Here is a 14,310-nt window from a genome sequence, read left to right on the forward strand (position 1 = left end):
CAACAATGTAAAGATGCGGCTATTTAAGGTGGTTCCTTAGTTGTATCGAAACGATTCTTGATCCATATGATATTTAAGTTTAATTTTTTGATTTTCAATTAGTTGAATAGATAATGTTATGTACTTTTCCCAATTTTAATTATGTGGATATTCATAGGGTAATAAAAGGCTATCATATGAGATATCTTTGTTAAATAACTCCTTGGCAATTGGGTTTGCTTGTAAATGTTCCTTAGTTGGTGTTTTGAGAATTTGCTTTATCCTGTCTAATGAAGTGTTTTTGTTTAGCCAGTCCTCCTTAAAATCCTCAGACAGTAAAATAGGCATACAATCTACCGTATTTTGGTAATTTCGAATAAACACATTTGGTTCACCAACTAGTAAAGAACAAGTGATAAAACCATCTTCCAAAATATTATGAATGCTGGCAAGGTAAAATGGTTTGTCGCTTTTAAGGCTAATATAATAAGGAAAGCTCGCCCCATTTTTAATAATGGAAGTAAAAAATCCGGTTACGGGGACAATACTCCTACGGTTTTTTAAGGCATCTACATACCATAAATTAGAATTCATGGCCGCTTCATGTAAATTTAAGGTATTGCTTATGTTTTGAAAAACAGTCCAATCCTCTTTATACTTTTCTGGTAATAGGCCCCATATCGCAAAGGAGATTTCGGATTGCGCCTCCATTGTGATAATGGGTATGGTTACCTCGTTTAATCCATTGATGATAATTTGTGGTCGGTATAAGTTGGGATATTCAAAAGAGGCATTTGTAGTTTCCTCCATTATTTCCTTCGTCGCGGTATTTGATATTCTAAAATACATCCTTCTCTTTTTCTTTTTTATTTCCAAATTACCAAATAGTACCAATACATTTTGGCGCAAGCATTACAAATACTAATACATAATATCATTAGTATTGTTTTTAAGTTTCTGTTTGCCACAATTAAACTCCATTATTTCACATCTGAAACCACTTGAAGGGCCTTGGGAAAATCTAAAGTTCTAATTGGGAATGGAATAGTAATATTGTTTTTACCAAAAGCTTTCTTAACCGCAATCATAGCATTGGTCTTGGCTTTGGCAACTTCTAATGCCGAAGTGGAGTTTATCCAGAATCGTGTTTCAAAATTAATAGCGCTATCGCCGAAATCTTGATACAGAAAAATAATCTCTTCTTTGTTCTCTACCGATTTAAAATTTTCTAAAATTGTTTCAGTGACCAGATTACGTACATATTCCAAGTCGGATTCATAGCCAACACCACAGTTAAGTATTACCCTGGATTGTGCGGTGGTAGAATAGTTTTTAATAGGATTTTCCACCACAAGTTTATTGGGTACAAACACAAGATTGTTATCTGGTTGTTTTAGTGTTACCGATCGCAGATCTAAATCTACAACTTCACCCTCGTAGCCATTAATCTCAATCCAATCCCCAAACTTTATATGCTTTATGTAAGATAGTACAATACCAGAATACGTATTGGCCAATGCTCCCTGTAGAGCCAATCCCACGGCTAGGCCAACTACACCTGCACCGGCTAAAATTGTATTTAAGGCTTTACTCAGATTAAGGATTCCCAAGACTAAGAATATTCCAAAAAGTACTATTATGATAGAGGCTATTTTGGCCATGAGACTTTTCATGGAAGCCTGGAGCTTCGTTTTTTCCAATAGTCGAGCGACACCTTTGCTCACGTATCTAGATATCATAACGGACATGGTAAAAACAACAATTGCTATAATAATGTTTGGGAGATTTACAATGAGAGCATCAAACCATGCTGCTAATTTTTCTGCCATTTTATTCCAAGCATTTGAAAATTGTTTGTCCATTTTTAATTTTTTATAGGATTGGGTGAAGGCAGTCGGTCTTAGGAAAAGACGCTATTCTTTAAAGGATATCCATGTAGGTACCTCCACATAATCAACCATCAACCATAATAATTTTAAAGTTTACCCAAATTTATAAGCTAGCGCTATAAAATCTTTGCTGTATCGGTTTGATCCTTAACCGATATGGCAATTCTGTAACGATAGATTAATTTTTGGATTATTTGAATTTTTTGGAATCAATTTTATAAAAAGGGGGGCTATATTGCACCATTAAATTCCCCCTGATTTTTAAATAGCCTTATGAAAACATCACCAACCTTGATTTGTATTCCTGATATTAGTGGGTTTACCGAATTTATGAGCGAAACCAATTTTGAACTAAGCTCTAAAGTGATTCCAACATTACTTAACAACATTATCTACTCCAATGAAATAGGTCTTAAGGTTTCTGAAATTGAAGGGGATGCCGTGCTTTTTTTTAAGACAGGGGAAATGCCTCCACTAAATCAATTAATAGACCAATGCGTGTTTTTTTATAATGAATTTTATAAGCAATTAAATCTTCTAAGGGAAAAACATAAAGATGATGAAGAATCGGTGTTAATACCTGAGGTATTGGGCTTGAAAATTATTTTGCATTATGGTGAGGAGGTTGCTCTTACTAAAGTAGGAAACAGGATTAAGCTATTTGGTGAGGATTTGATTATTGCCCATCGCCTTTTAAAGAATGATATTAGGATGGAAGAATATCTACTCCTTAGTGAAGGACTTACCAACTATTATAAGGTAAATAGCCTAGATGATAAGTTTGATTGGGGTAACTTAAAACAAAATTTTACTGAGTATGACCATGTAGGTAAAATTAATTACCACTACATTAATTTAAAACCTTTACAAGAAATTTAATAGTTGGTTTTCATTAATTGGAACCATAATTTTCAAACGGGTCAACATCTATATTTTTAGAGCAAAGCGGTGCTTTTTATGTTCAGTAATTTTGAATAGAAATTAATTAAGAACATTAAAAAATATAGTTATGAGCTATTTAGATATTAATTCAAAAAAGGTAAAACCTGTTGTAGAGGAGTTAAACATCTTGTTGGCAAACTATAACCTTTACTATCAAAACCTAAGAGGTTTTCATTGGAACGTTGTGGGTAAAAACTTCTTTGACCTTCACGAAAAATTTGAGGAATTATATACCGATGCAAGAATCAAGATTGATGAAATTGCAGAAAGAATATTGACTTTAAGGCACCATCCAGAAAATAGATTTTCAGCGTATGCAAAACAAGCAACAATAGCCGAAAAGGCTTCGCTAATTTCTGACCAAGATATGGTGAGTTGTGTACTGGATAACCATGAGGAAATTTTAAAACAAATGACCAAAGTAGTAAACAAGGCTGAAGATGCTGGTGATGAAGGTACTATAGATTTGATGGGAGGCTACATTGGAAGTCTAGAAAAAGTAAGTTGGATGTTGGATGCTTGGACAAAGGATTCACAGAAATAAGAGTGTAAGTTACTATTTTAAAGGACCCTATATTAGGGTCTTTTTTGGTTTTAATGGTTAGTGAAATTTTTGATATGGTCTTTCAATACTAATGTTGCGTATATACGTATAAATTTGCACTATATTAGGCGGTAGATTTTTTAAAATAATTGTTTCCAAAAATTGAGAAATCAAATATGATTACCATACAAATTACTGCAAGCACTACAGAAGGAACAGTGCGTCAAATTCAGGACCATATTGGTGGAGAAATATCCCAAAGATGGGGAGAGTATATCTTAACTGTAAATAATGACCGCGCAACAGGCAGTATACGATTTATAACTTTTGACTGGGGTGTTAGCCTGTTGGAATATGACATTACCTTTCATGATGACTTGACCTTGGTGATGGATACGTCTATGTACAATCCAATTCATTTCACCTATTGTTTAGAAGGGTATTGTAAACATAGGTTTGGTAATCAGCCAAAAGAGGATGTTCGTGTTTTGGAACAGTTTCAATCTGTTATTATCACCAGTAAGGACGATGGTTACAATTATGGTTATTTTGACAAAGGTGTTAAGTTGGCTATTAATGTTGTACAGATTTCCCGAATCAAATTCTTAAAAAAGAGGCTTAATGGTGTAGAGGCATTAAATGCAAAGCTGTATGAGGTTTTTATGGATAAGGATCATAACAATCGTTTTTCCTTTTACGGGTCCTATAACTTAAAATTGGCAAATAAGATAGGCGCATTAAGAAATATGCGAACCAAAAATGGTATGATTCGTCTAATGCAAATAGAAGGTTTGGTATATGAAATTTTAGCCATGCATATAGCCCAGCATGAAAGGGAAAGAAAAAACACCCTACCACAAACTTCCTTGCTACGCAGAGAACTTAAAATTATTAGGGAACTTGCGAAAAAAATCACCAATAATGTAGCTGTAGAATACACGTTGGAAAAATTATCCCAAGAATCTGGTCTATCACAAGCAAAATTACAGGAGGGATTTAAACTGCTTTACACGAGAACGGTTACAGAATACATACGTCATGTACGATTGGAGGCTGCTAGGGATTATCTAAGTACTACAGATATGAATATTTCCCAGGTGGTATATTCTATTGGTTTTAGTAGTAGAAGTTATTTCTCAAAAATATTCAAGAATAAATACAACATAAGCCCAAGTGAGTTTCATAACAACGTGAAACGCCCAATGGCTATGGAGACAACTTAGCATAGCAGTCACTATCTAAGTATTTTTCGTATTAAATAAAGGATGCCATACTTTTTTACCGCAGAAAGTATGGTGCTTACCCAACTTATAGGACTTAAATCTTCCCGTACATCTTCTTTAAGACCTTTTAATTCTTCTAACGCTATTTTACGTTCAAGGTCTAACTTTTTTAAATCATACTCTACTTCTTCAAAATTCCTGTACATCTATGATTGATTAAAAAATTTAACAGACATTTTCTTTACAACTACATTGTCAATCTTTTTTCGCATTTTAAATAGAATGGCAACAAAAACAAAAAAGAGTATTCCAATTAGTAAACAGGCCAAAATAGTACTGCCAAGAAGTTCACTTAAATAGATGGTCCCAGCAACGGTAAAAAAAAGCAATCCTAAAAATGCTAAACTACCCAGAATGGCCATTTTACAGAACATTCCGGTAGTTGTAGCTATTTGATGAAAGACCTTTAGCTTATAATATTGCTGCGTCTTTGTGTAAAATTGCTCTCCTGCGTCTACCGCTTTGTTAGAAGTTTCATTAAGAGATTGTATAATACTCATCTATGAACTTTTTTGTAATTTTTTATTCTGGGCCTTAAGTTCCCTTAATTTTTTCTCAAGAGTGGTAATCACATCTTCAGTTTTATAACTCACATCTGAAACCAAAGATTCTACCCTAGTATCTAAAGTGTCTTTTTCGGCAGCTATGGTACTTGCTACCCGGTCTTTTAAATCAATGGCATTGGCGGCTAAATTGTCTTTGGTTTCTGCAGCCTTGTCCGCTATCATTCTTCTTGTATTCTCGCCCTTGTCCGGCGCATATAATATTCCCAACGCGGCACCAATTGCTGATCCCGCTATTACGGCTAAAAGTGTATTTCCATTATTACTCATATAAATAGATTTTAAAATTATAGAATGATGGCTATCATCATTTATAGTACAAAGGTGCGGATAAGTAAATGGCGTTCTTAGCTCAAATACGGTAAATATTAACCTTAATGCAATAAAGGCAAAAGGGTTAAGATTTTAGGGAAACGCATTAATAAGGGAGCGTTGTTGGCCGTAACTTTACAAGTACTAAAACTCAAGTCATGTCAAAAATTACGTCAATAAATCCCTATACGGGAACAACGTTGTTAACCTATACATTGGATAACAAACTATCTATCGCTGATAAGGTACAAACTTCAAAACAGGTGGAAGTCAAATGGCGAAATACATCTATTAAGGATAGAGGCAAGTTATTGGCAAAAGTAGCAGATTTGTTATTGGACCGAAAAGAGGAGTATGGTGAGTTGATGACAAAAGAAATGGGAAAACCTATTTCACAAAGTATCGCAGAGATAGAAAAATGTGCATGGGCATGTGATTTTTATGCTGTAAATGCAGAGGATTTTTTATCAGATGAAATTATAAATACGGATGCGGAAGAAAGCTTTATTAGTTATGACCCTTTAGGTTGCATATTGGCCATTATGCCATGGAATTATCCATTTTGGCAAGTAATTCGTTTTGCGGCACCCACATTAACTGCTGGTAACACGGCTTTCTTAAAGCATGCTAAAAATGTGCCTGGTTGCGCCAAGGCATTAGAACAGTTATTTATAGATGCCGGTTATCCAATAGGGTGTTTCCAGACCCTTTTAACCGGGCATGGGGAAATTGAAGATTTAATAGCCAATGAGCATATAAAGGCGGTTACATTAACAGGTAGTGAAATAGCAGGAAAGGGTATTGCCAAAGTTGCTGGGGAACAATTAAAGAAAACCGTATTGGAGCTGGGAGGCAACAATGCGTGTATTGTCTTTGAGGATGCCAATTTGGATGAGCATCTGGATACTATGGTTAAGGCTAGAATGCAAAATACGGGTCAAAGTTGTATAGCAGCGAAACGGTTTATTGTATGTGCTGATATTTATGATGAGTTTTTAGAACGATTTACCAATCAGGTAAAATCGCTGAACATAGGTGATCCAAAGAATAAGGAAACCTTTATTGGTGTTATGGCTAGAGAAGATCTCGCCATAACTTTGAAGGACCAAGTAGATCGGTCAATAGAAAAAGGAGCTAAGGTTATATTGGGAAATAAACAGGATAAAGCATTTTTTGCACCTACTATTTTATCAGATGTCACACCAAATATGTCCGTATTCAAAGAGGAGACCTTTGGACCTGTAGCGGCCATAGTAAAAGCAGATAACAGGGAACATGCTATTTCCTTGGCGGTAAATTCTCGTTTTGGTCTGGGTACAATGTTATTTAGCAGGGATACCGAAGGGGCCAAAAAACGTATTTCTGAAATTCCTGATGGAGCCTTTTTTATAAATGATATGGTAAAATCTGACCCAAGGCTTCCTTTTGGAGGAACCAAAGCATCCGGTTATGGTCGCGAACTTTCTAGAGAGGGAATCTTGGAGTTTGTAAATGTTAAAACAGTGTATATAAAAAATTGAAATACTACAGCAAGGAGAAGAGGAAACAAAATTGGTGAAGGAATCAGAACATAATACAGATAGATATATCCTTTAAAAAAATAAAAAGGCCAAAACTGCAATGGCAATAATAGATTTCCTAATAATCATCGTTGTAGCAAAACTATAGAGTGCATATCAATTTTAATAAACCTCAAACAGTTTCAAATAAAATAATTTTATGACATACCTTATCCTAGTAAAAAACTATTTACAAGTCAATAGTGTTAAGATTGCTTTAATTGTACTTATTGTCTTAGTTGCTTCTTGTGCAACTTTTAAAGAGCAAATAAAGGCTCCAATAACTAGTTTAAATACAGCTATTAAACCTAGCCATACTTTTTTTATAGCTGGAGGATATGGCAATGAATCCGATATTTCCAATGCAAATTTATTGAAGGCCTTTAAGGGTCAACTTGAAAAGGCAGGGCCCCAAAGCACTATAATTTTTACCGGGGACAATATTTCAACAGAGTTGAATGCTTGGTCTAAAGACAGCCTAATGATTACTAAACAATTGGAACTTGTAGGGAATTTTAAAGGGAATACCATTTTTCTTCCCGGTAATAATGAATGGAAGAGTTATGAGTTAAATAAAATGGAGTTGGTAGAGGATTATCTAAAGGATATTGATAAGGACGGCATTGCAATATTTCCAGAAAACGGTTGCCCAATTGAATATAAAGTTATTAATGATGATCTGGATTTAATTTTGATTGATTCCAAATGGTTTGTATCCAATTGGTCCAGATTAGAGGATATCAATAAAAAATGTACTGATATTGTTACTAGAAGGCGATTTATGGAGGAACTTGAGGGTTATATTAAGGATGGCCAAGGTAAAAATATTGTCATCGCCATGCATCATCCAGTATTTAGTAATGGCACATATAACGGGGCTACGACTTTTAAAGAGCATATTTCGCCATTACCGATTTTAGGAACCATTAAAAATGGGCTTATGGATTTAGGGGCTTTTAATCCAGAACATCTGAATTCAAGAAGATATAATTATTTAAGGATTGCGGTAAGTGCCTTGGCCCAAGAAAATGATAGAATTACTTTGGTATCCGGTCATGAGGAAAATTTGCAATTACTTTCTGGCGGGGGAATTCATCAAATAATTAGTGGTTCATTAGGTAGCGCAAGTGCCACAAAAATAGAAAAGAACCGTATAACCGCTATTGGCGGTTCAATGGGGTATGAAGGTAAATATTCCTACGGTGAAAGGGGGTTTTCGCGTTTGGATTTTTATGCGGACGGAAGCTCCAAAGTCTCTTTTATCACACAGGATGATTTGAGCAAGGAAACTACATTTGATGTTTTATCGCCAAAAGAAAAAGCTGAGGAATATATCAATTTTGATACATCGAATGTGATTTCTAAAACTACTAAAATACTTGAAGACCCAAAGGACTATGAGAAGAGTGGGTTTTATAAGTTACTTTGGGGAGAGCGGTATCGGTCCTATTTTGGCGAATCGGTTACCGCCCCAATAGTTAAATTAGATACCTTATACGGCGGATTAAAGGTGGTTAAGGAAGGTGGAGGACATCAATCTTTTTCGCTTAGGCTTGAGGATGGCAAGGGAAGGCAATATGCCATGCGTTCCCTGAGAAAAAGTGCTTTGAAATTCTTAAAATTTAAGCTTCCCGGTATTTCCTATAACGCTGATGATTATCGTGATACCTGGGCTGAGGAGGTTATTTCAGATTTCTTTACCACAGCTCACCCTTATATGCAATTGGTTATAGACCCTTTGGCAAAATCGGCAGAAATCAACCATTCCGATACCGAACTTTTTTATGTGCCCAAACAGGCCGGCTTAGGAGAATATAATGCTGACTTTGGTGATGAACTGTATTTTATAGAGAGAAGACCATCAGAAGAACAACTTAACTACAAAGGCTATAGAAGAACAATTACCAAGGCTACTGGCCAAGTTACCGACTATGAGAGTACAACAGATATGTTGGAAAAAATAAAAAGTGATGAATCCTACACTATAGACCAGCGAAACTTTATTAGGGCAAGGGTTTTTGATATGCTTATTGGAGATTGGGATAGACACCAAGACCAATGGAGGTGGCTAGAATATGAAAGCTCGGATGGTGATAAAGAATTTATGCCTATCCCAAGGGATAGGGATAATGCCTTTCCTAGGTTTGATGGCACAGCCATGAAATTTATAAAGTTATTTGTGCCAAATAGCAGAAGGTGGCAAACATTTGACAACGACATTAATAATGTTAAATGGCAAAATATGGGTGCACATAAGTTAGATAGGGCTTTGATCACCAAGTTTGGTCCAGAAACTTGGGCAGAAGAGGCAAAAGTTATTCAGCAAAGCATAACGCCTGAAACTATTGATAAAGCCTTTAAAAGGTTGCCAGAAGAGACAAGGGATAAAACAGCAGCCTATATAAAGGAAAGTTTACTGGAACGACTTAAGACTTTGCCTAAGAAAGCTGAGGAATATGGAGAATATTTAAATACCGTAGTAGCCATTACCGGTACTGAAAAGGATGATGTTTTTGAAGTAGAAAAACAGGCAGATGGAAAAACATCGATTATAGTTAAAAGAATACTATCTGATGAAAAAGATGAGCTAATGTACGCTCGCGTTTTTAATGATAAGGAAACCAAGGAAATATGGTTATATGGTCTTGGCGATGATGATGTGTTTAAGGTAAAAGGTGGGCATACCTCAGGAATAAAAATAAAAATTGTCGGTGGTTATGGAGAGGACACCTATGATATTCAAAATAAAAGCAAACTTAAGATTTATGATTGGGAACACGAAATAATAAATTTTGAGGAGGAAACGCCCAAAACCCAATTAAGTGACATCTATAAAACGAATACCTATCATTGGCGTTATTTTAAACCGAACACCAATATGTTGGTGCCTGCAATTGGATTTAGAACAGATGATGGACTTTTTCTAGGTGCGTCCAATACCTATGTCTTGAATGGATTAAATGGTAATCCCTTTAAACAAAAGCATACTCTAAAGGCTAATTATTATTTTGATTTTAGGGCAACTGAGCTACAGTATTCCGGTGTTTTCGGTAATGTCTTCCCAAAATGGAATTTTGAGATTGATGGCTATTATGCAAGTGATCGTTATGCCAGGAATTTTTTTGGAATTGGAAATGAGTCCCCTAATATTGAGGATGTTGAAGGTAGGGATTTTTATAGGGCTCGTTTACAACAAATAAAGGCCAGTACAGGTATCGCATACTATACTTTACGATTAAGGGCACTTTATGAACGCTTTAAATTATCTGAGAATCCACAGCGCTTGTTCAATCAAAATAATTTTAATCCAGTTTTGTTTGAAAGTCAAAATTATGGTGGGGCGGAATTTTCAGGTTATTATGATAATGATGATGCCGGTGATTTTCCATCAAAATCTATTTACATAGGTTTAAAAGCAGGGTATAAATCTAATCTTAGTTTACGTGACAATAATTTTGGGTACGCGTCTTTAAAACTTGGATTTAATCGGAAACTTATTTCAAGCGGTGATTTGGTTTTAGGTAGTATGGCCGAATATAGTACAGTATCAAAATCTGACAATATATTTTTCTATCACTTGCCAAGTTTAGGCGGTAATAATGGACTGCGAGGGTTTAGGGACGAACGTTTTACCGGAAGGTCATATTTTTATCAAAACACAGACTTAAAATTACGACTTAAGCGATATGTAACTGCTGTGTCACCAGTAACAATTGGTGTTTATGGTGGATTTGATTATGGTAGGGTCTGGCAAACAGGGGAAAGCTCTCAAGTTTGGCACACTTCGCAAGGTGGTGGGTTTTGGATAAGTAGTTTAAAAGCGCTGACTTTTACTATTGGCTATTTCAACTCGAAAGAAGGAAATTTAGTTCAGGTTGGTTTTGGCCTATCTATCTAGAAAAAGACCCATTAAAATCTAAAAAAAACGTATATGACAAAAAAAATGGATACCATCATACAGAAATCGGAAGTGTTTGTTACCCATAAACTGGGTAATGAGATCAATGAGAAATATCTATATCATAATCTTAGGCATACACAGCGTGTGGTAAATAGTACAAAAGAGTTAATAGATGGCGAAAAAGTTACTGAAAAGGATAAAGAAAAGCTTTTGGTGGCAAGTTGGTTCCATGATCTGGGTTATTTGGAGTCACTTCAAGACCATGAGGAACAGAGTTGTAGAATGGCACGTGAATTTCTCTCTGAAGAAGGTTGTGACAAGAGTTTTGTAGATGCAGTTTGTGCCTTGATTATGGCTACCAAAATGTATTACGTACCCAAGGATGATTTAGAAAAGATAATGCGTGATTCAGATTCATCCCATTTTGCAAAAAAGAGTTTTGTGCAAACCTCCGAGCTTTTACGTGAGGAGCTTTCCTTATTAGGTTTGGCAGATTTTACCATTGATGAATGGCGAAAGGAAAATATCAATTTGTTACGGGTTAAACACAGGTATTTTACAGATTTTGCAAAAGAAAATTGACAGGCAAAAAAGGATAAGAATGTAAGGCGATTGGTAAAAGCGAAGAAAAAAAACAAGAAATTGGTTAAAAAGGAATCGCTGAAGGCCAAATTTAAAGGAAACCTTCCAGATAGGGGTGTACAGACACTATATAGGGTAACCCTTCGTAATCATATTAAGCTTAGTGATATTGCCGATACCAAGGCAAATATATTATTATCTGTAAACGCAATTATCATTTCGTTGGCATTGGCCAATTTAATTCCAAAATTGGATAACCCATCAAATGATTATCTATTTTATCCAACATTTATTTTCATTTTTTTTAGCATCATTTCCATGATAATGTCCATTCTCGCTACCAAACCAAATGTGACCACTGGAGGGTTTACAGAAGAGGATGTTCGCAGCAAAAAGGTAAATCTGCTGTTCTTTGGCAATTTTCATCATATGGAACTAAAGCAGTATCTGTGGGCCATGAAGGAATTAATAAAAGATAAGGATTATATATATTCCTCTTTAACAAAGGACCTTTATTTTTTGGGTATAGTTTTAGAACGAAAATATAGGCTTCTAAGGTGGACATATACCGTTTTTATGATTGGTATGATCCTTTCTGTAATCGTATTTGCCATTGCTCTAAAATTTTATGGGCCAGAACGTGTTTTGGATTTACCCGAATTGCCACAATAGTTAAAATTTAAAAATAGAAACAACACCTTTTTGGATAGTATTCTTTCTAGTGGCATTATCATGTAATATCACAGAAAGTCAAGTGCCAGAACCTATAAAAAATGCTTTTAAGAGTACATGTCCGGTGGAAAAAGACCCTAATTGTAGAAAGGACAATAACTTTAATTTTGATTCATATTTTAAAAAGGAAGGTGAGCAGTATAAGGCAGATTTAACACCAAATGGTTCTTGGGGAGAAACAGAAAGCAGCATTAAGAAAAGGGACTCGCATAAAGTGGGACAGGAGGCTGTTGGGAAAGAATTTTAAAGCAGTTGAAATTGGTGGGATAGAACGTGTTGTACATCACCAAAAAAGGCCTCTTCTATGATGTGGAGTTTAAGATTGATGGTGGGAAAAAGGATTTGGAATTCAATGTATCTTGGGTATGTATAAACTGATTCCATAAGTGTAATGGGCATGCTAGAACCATTGAAAAACAAGGTTCAGCATGCTCATTATTCCTAGTAGAAAGCTTAATAACATAAAGGTTATTAGGCTAATGTGTATGGTTTTATCTTTAAAGTCCATGTGTTCCATATTTAAAAGTTTAGCACTTCATGTTTCTTGATCAAATATGCATATATACATTTGGATTAAAAATGACCTAGCTCAATTAATAGGATTTTTTTCCAATAAAGACATCAAATTTTACAATGGAAATATGTGGAGGAACAAACTGTAATTACATATATAATACGGGGCTTATGTATTAAAGGGTCAATCTAATATAAGTTCTATCATGCGTTAAATAATTCATGTTGGCTAAACATGGAAAGAAATCAATCAAAAGATTCTAATTTCAAGTTCAGAGCTTATTTTTATACCTTAACATGGCCTCGATTAAGTAATAATCGCCATAACTTAATGGGACATCCACTTCAGATTTTTGAGGTAAGTGGCCCACACCATGTTTTAACAAAAAACCGCCATTGGAACCTTCTTTGGCAATGTATTCATCAGTAGTTAGGGTTTCAATGATTTTTTCTGCCGTATGAAAATAGGTTGCTTTTAAACCCGCATCAACAAAACCATTTAATTCTAATAAGGCAGAGGCAATAATAGCGCCTGCTGAAGAATCCCTTAGTGCATTGGGAATATTAGCATCGTTAAAATCCCAATACGGAACTTTATCTTCTGGTAAATTGGGATGGTTTACTATAAAATTAGCTATGGCTATGGCTTGATCTAGATACTTTTGTTCTTTAGTGGCCCTATACATTACCGTATAGCCATATAAACCCCAAGCTTGCCCTCTGGCCCATGCAGATTCATCTGCATAACCTTGTGCTGTTTTTTTGTTTCTAACATCACCAGTGGTTTTGTCGTAGTTTATTACATGATAGGAGCTATTGTCCCCACGGAAATGATTATTTAGCGTAGTATTGGCATGGGTTACCGCTATATCGTAATAGGTCTTGTCACCACTATATTCACTTGCCCAAAAAAGGAGTTCTAAATTCATCATGTTGTCAATAATGACCAGATAACTGTCGTCAGATGAATCCCATGATTTTATACAGCCAACGGTTTCATCAAATCTAGAAATTAAAGATTTGGCACTGTTCATTAAAATTTGGGCATATTCTGGCGTAGGGTTTAACCTATTCGCATTGCCAAAACTGCAAAACATCATAAAGCCAAGATCGTGTGTAGAAGTGTTGAACTGCTCCTTTTCCAAATTACCTAACACACGTTTAATTTCTTTGGTAAACGTATTGGTCTGTTGTGCTTCATCCAAATAAATTAACGTACCAGGATAAAAACCACTGCACCACCATTCTGAACCGCTAGTCTCTAATTTATCATCTTTTTCATGATAGGTTTTAGGAAAACGCCCCTTAGGCAAGTCATCCATTAAATACGTGTACTGTGAGGTAGCTCTTAGTAAAGTATCGTCAATTTTAATGCTCAGTGTTTTCGATTTTGAAGTACAGGAAAACATTGAAATAGCTAGTATCAGAAATAAATATTTAAAAAACTGGGTCATTAGATTAAATTATTTAGGTTTTCCGGCATAGGGTGTTCTAAAATAGGAAAAATATAA

14 protein-coding genes are annotated in these 14,310 nt (G+C 35.2%); 8 read left to right on the forward strand and 6 right to left on the reverse strand.

Annotation, left to right across the window (positions count from 1 at the left end):
• Positions 1–135: 135 nt before the first annotated feature.
• Entirely contained in the window at positions 136–828 is a 693-nt protein-coding gene (locus ACOCEA_RS06825; protein ID WP_420755464.1) for an SOS response-associated peptidase family protein, read from the reverse strand.
• A 131-nt stretch (positions 829–959) separates the two neighbouring features.
• Positions 960–1,841, reverse strand: coding sequence for a mechanosensitive ion channel family protein (locus tag ACOCEA_RS06830; protein WP_420755465.1), 882 nt, complete (start codon positions 1,839–1,841; stop codon positions 960–962).
• Positions 1,842–2,141: 300 nt separating this feature from the next.
• Here ACOCEA_RS06830 and ACOCEA_RS06835 point away from each other — a divergent pair, with 300 nt between their 5' ends.
• The 3 genes from ACOCEA_RS06835 (at position 2,142) to ACOCEA_RS06845 (ending at position 4,577) form a co-directional block, all read left to right on the forward strand.
• A complete protein-coding gene (locus ACOCEA_RS06835) occupies positions 2,142–2,747 on the forward strand; it encodes a DUF2652 domain-containing protein (protein ID WP_420755466.1) in 606 nt (201 codons plus the stop codon).
• Positions 2,748–2,877: 130 nt separating this feature from the next.
• A complete protein-coding gene (locus ACOCEA_RS06840) occupies positions 2,878–3,354 on the forward strand; it encodes a Dps family protein (protein WP_420755467.1) in 477 nt (158 codons plus the stop codon).
• Between the two features lie 176 nt (positions 3,355–3,530).
• Positions 3,531–4,577 carry a helix-turn-helix transcriptional regulator gene (locus tag ACOCEA_RS06845; RefSeq protein WP_420755468.1) on the forward strand — a complete coding sequence of 349 codons (1,047 nt, stop codon included), beginning with the start codon at positions 3,531–3,533 and terminating at the stop codon, positions 4,575–4,577.
• An 11-nt stretch (positions 4,578–4,588) separates the two neighbouring features.
• Here the strand turns inward: ACOCEA_RS06845 and ACOCEA_RS06850 are convergent, their stop codons facing one another.
• The 3 genes from ACOCEA_RS06850 to ACOCEA_RS06860 are packed head-to-tail and all read right to left on the reverse strand — an operon-like array spanning position 4,589 to position 5,470.
• Entirely contained in the window at positions 4,589–4,783 is a 195-nt protein-coding gene (locus ACOCEA_RS06850; RefSeq protein WP_420755469.1) for a hypothetical protein, read from the reverse strand.
• Positions 4,784–5,137, reverse strand: a complete 354-nt coding sequence (locus tag ACOCEA_RS06855; RefSeq protein WP_420755470.1) for a hypothetical protein — start codon at positions 5,135–5,137, stop codon at positions 4,784–4,786.
• Positions 5,138–5,470, reverse strand: a complete 333-nt coding sequence (locus ACOCEA_RS06860) for a YtxH domain-containing protein (RefSeq protein WP_420755471.1) — start codon at positions 5,468–5,470, stop codon at positions 5,138–5,140.
• A gap of 200 nt (positions 5,471–5,670) precedes the next feature.
• Between ACOCEA_RS06860 and ACOCEA_RS06865 the strand changes: the two genes are divergently transcribed.
• From ACOCEA_RS06865 to ACOCEA_RS06885, 5 genes are all read left to right on the forward strand, one after another.
• The gene (locus ACOCEA_RS06865) at positions 5,671–7,032 is read left to right on the forward strand and encodes an NAD-dependent succinate-semialdehyde dehydrogenase (protein WP_420755472.1); all 1,362 of its coding nucleotides are present in this window, start codon (positions 5,671–5,673) and stop codon (positions 7,030–7,032) included.
• A 199-nt stretch (positions 7,033–7,231) separates the two neighbouring features.
• Positions 7,232–10,969, forward strand: coding sequence for a hypothetical protein (locus tag ACOCEA_RS06870; protein ID WP_420755473.1), 3,738 nt, complete (start codon positions 7,232–7,234; stop codon positions 10,967–10,969).
• A gap of 33 nt (positions 10,970–11,002) precedes the next feature.
• Complete coding sequence (locus ACOCEA_RS06875) at positions 11,003–11,554, forward strand: HD domain-containing protein (protein ID WP_420755474.1); 552 nt, start codon at positions 11,003–11,005, stop codon at positions 11,552–11,554.
• Positions 11,555–11,614: 60 nt separating this feature from the next.
• The gene (locus ACOCEA_RS06880) at positions 11,615–12,226 is read left to right on the forward strand and encodes a Pycsar system effector family protein (protein WP_420755475.1); all 612 of its coding nucleotides are present in this window, start codon (positions 11,615–11,617) and stop codon (positions 12,224–12,226) included.
• Positions 12,227–12,275: 49 nt separating this feature from the next.
• The gene (locus ACOCEA_RS06885) at positions 12,276–12,533 is read left to right on the forward strand and encodes a hypothetical protein (protein ID WP_420755476.1); all 258 of its coding nucleotides are present in this window, start codon (positions 12,276–12,278) and stop codon (positions 12,531–12,533) included.
• A gap of 538 nt (positions 12,534–13,071) precedes the next feature.
• Here the strand turns inward: ACOCEA_RS06885 and ACOCEA_RS06890 are convergent.
• On the reverse strand, positions 13,072–14,253 hold the full coding sequence (locus tag ACOCEA_RS06890) for a glycoside hydrolase family 88 protein (RefSeq protein ID WP_420755477.1): 1,182 nt from the start codon (positions 14,251–14,253) through the stop codon (positions 13,072–13,074).
• Positions 14,254–14,310 lie beyond the last annotated feature (57 nt).

This window comes from Maribacter luteocoastalis, assembly GCF_048890225.1.
Lineage (GTDB): Bacteria > Bacteroidota > Bacteroidia > Flavobacteriales > Flavobacteriaceae > Maribacter > Maribacter luteocoastalis.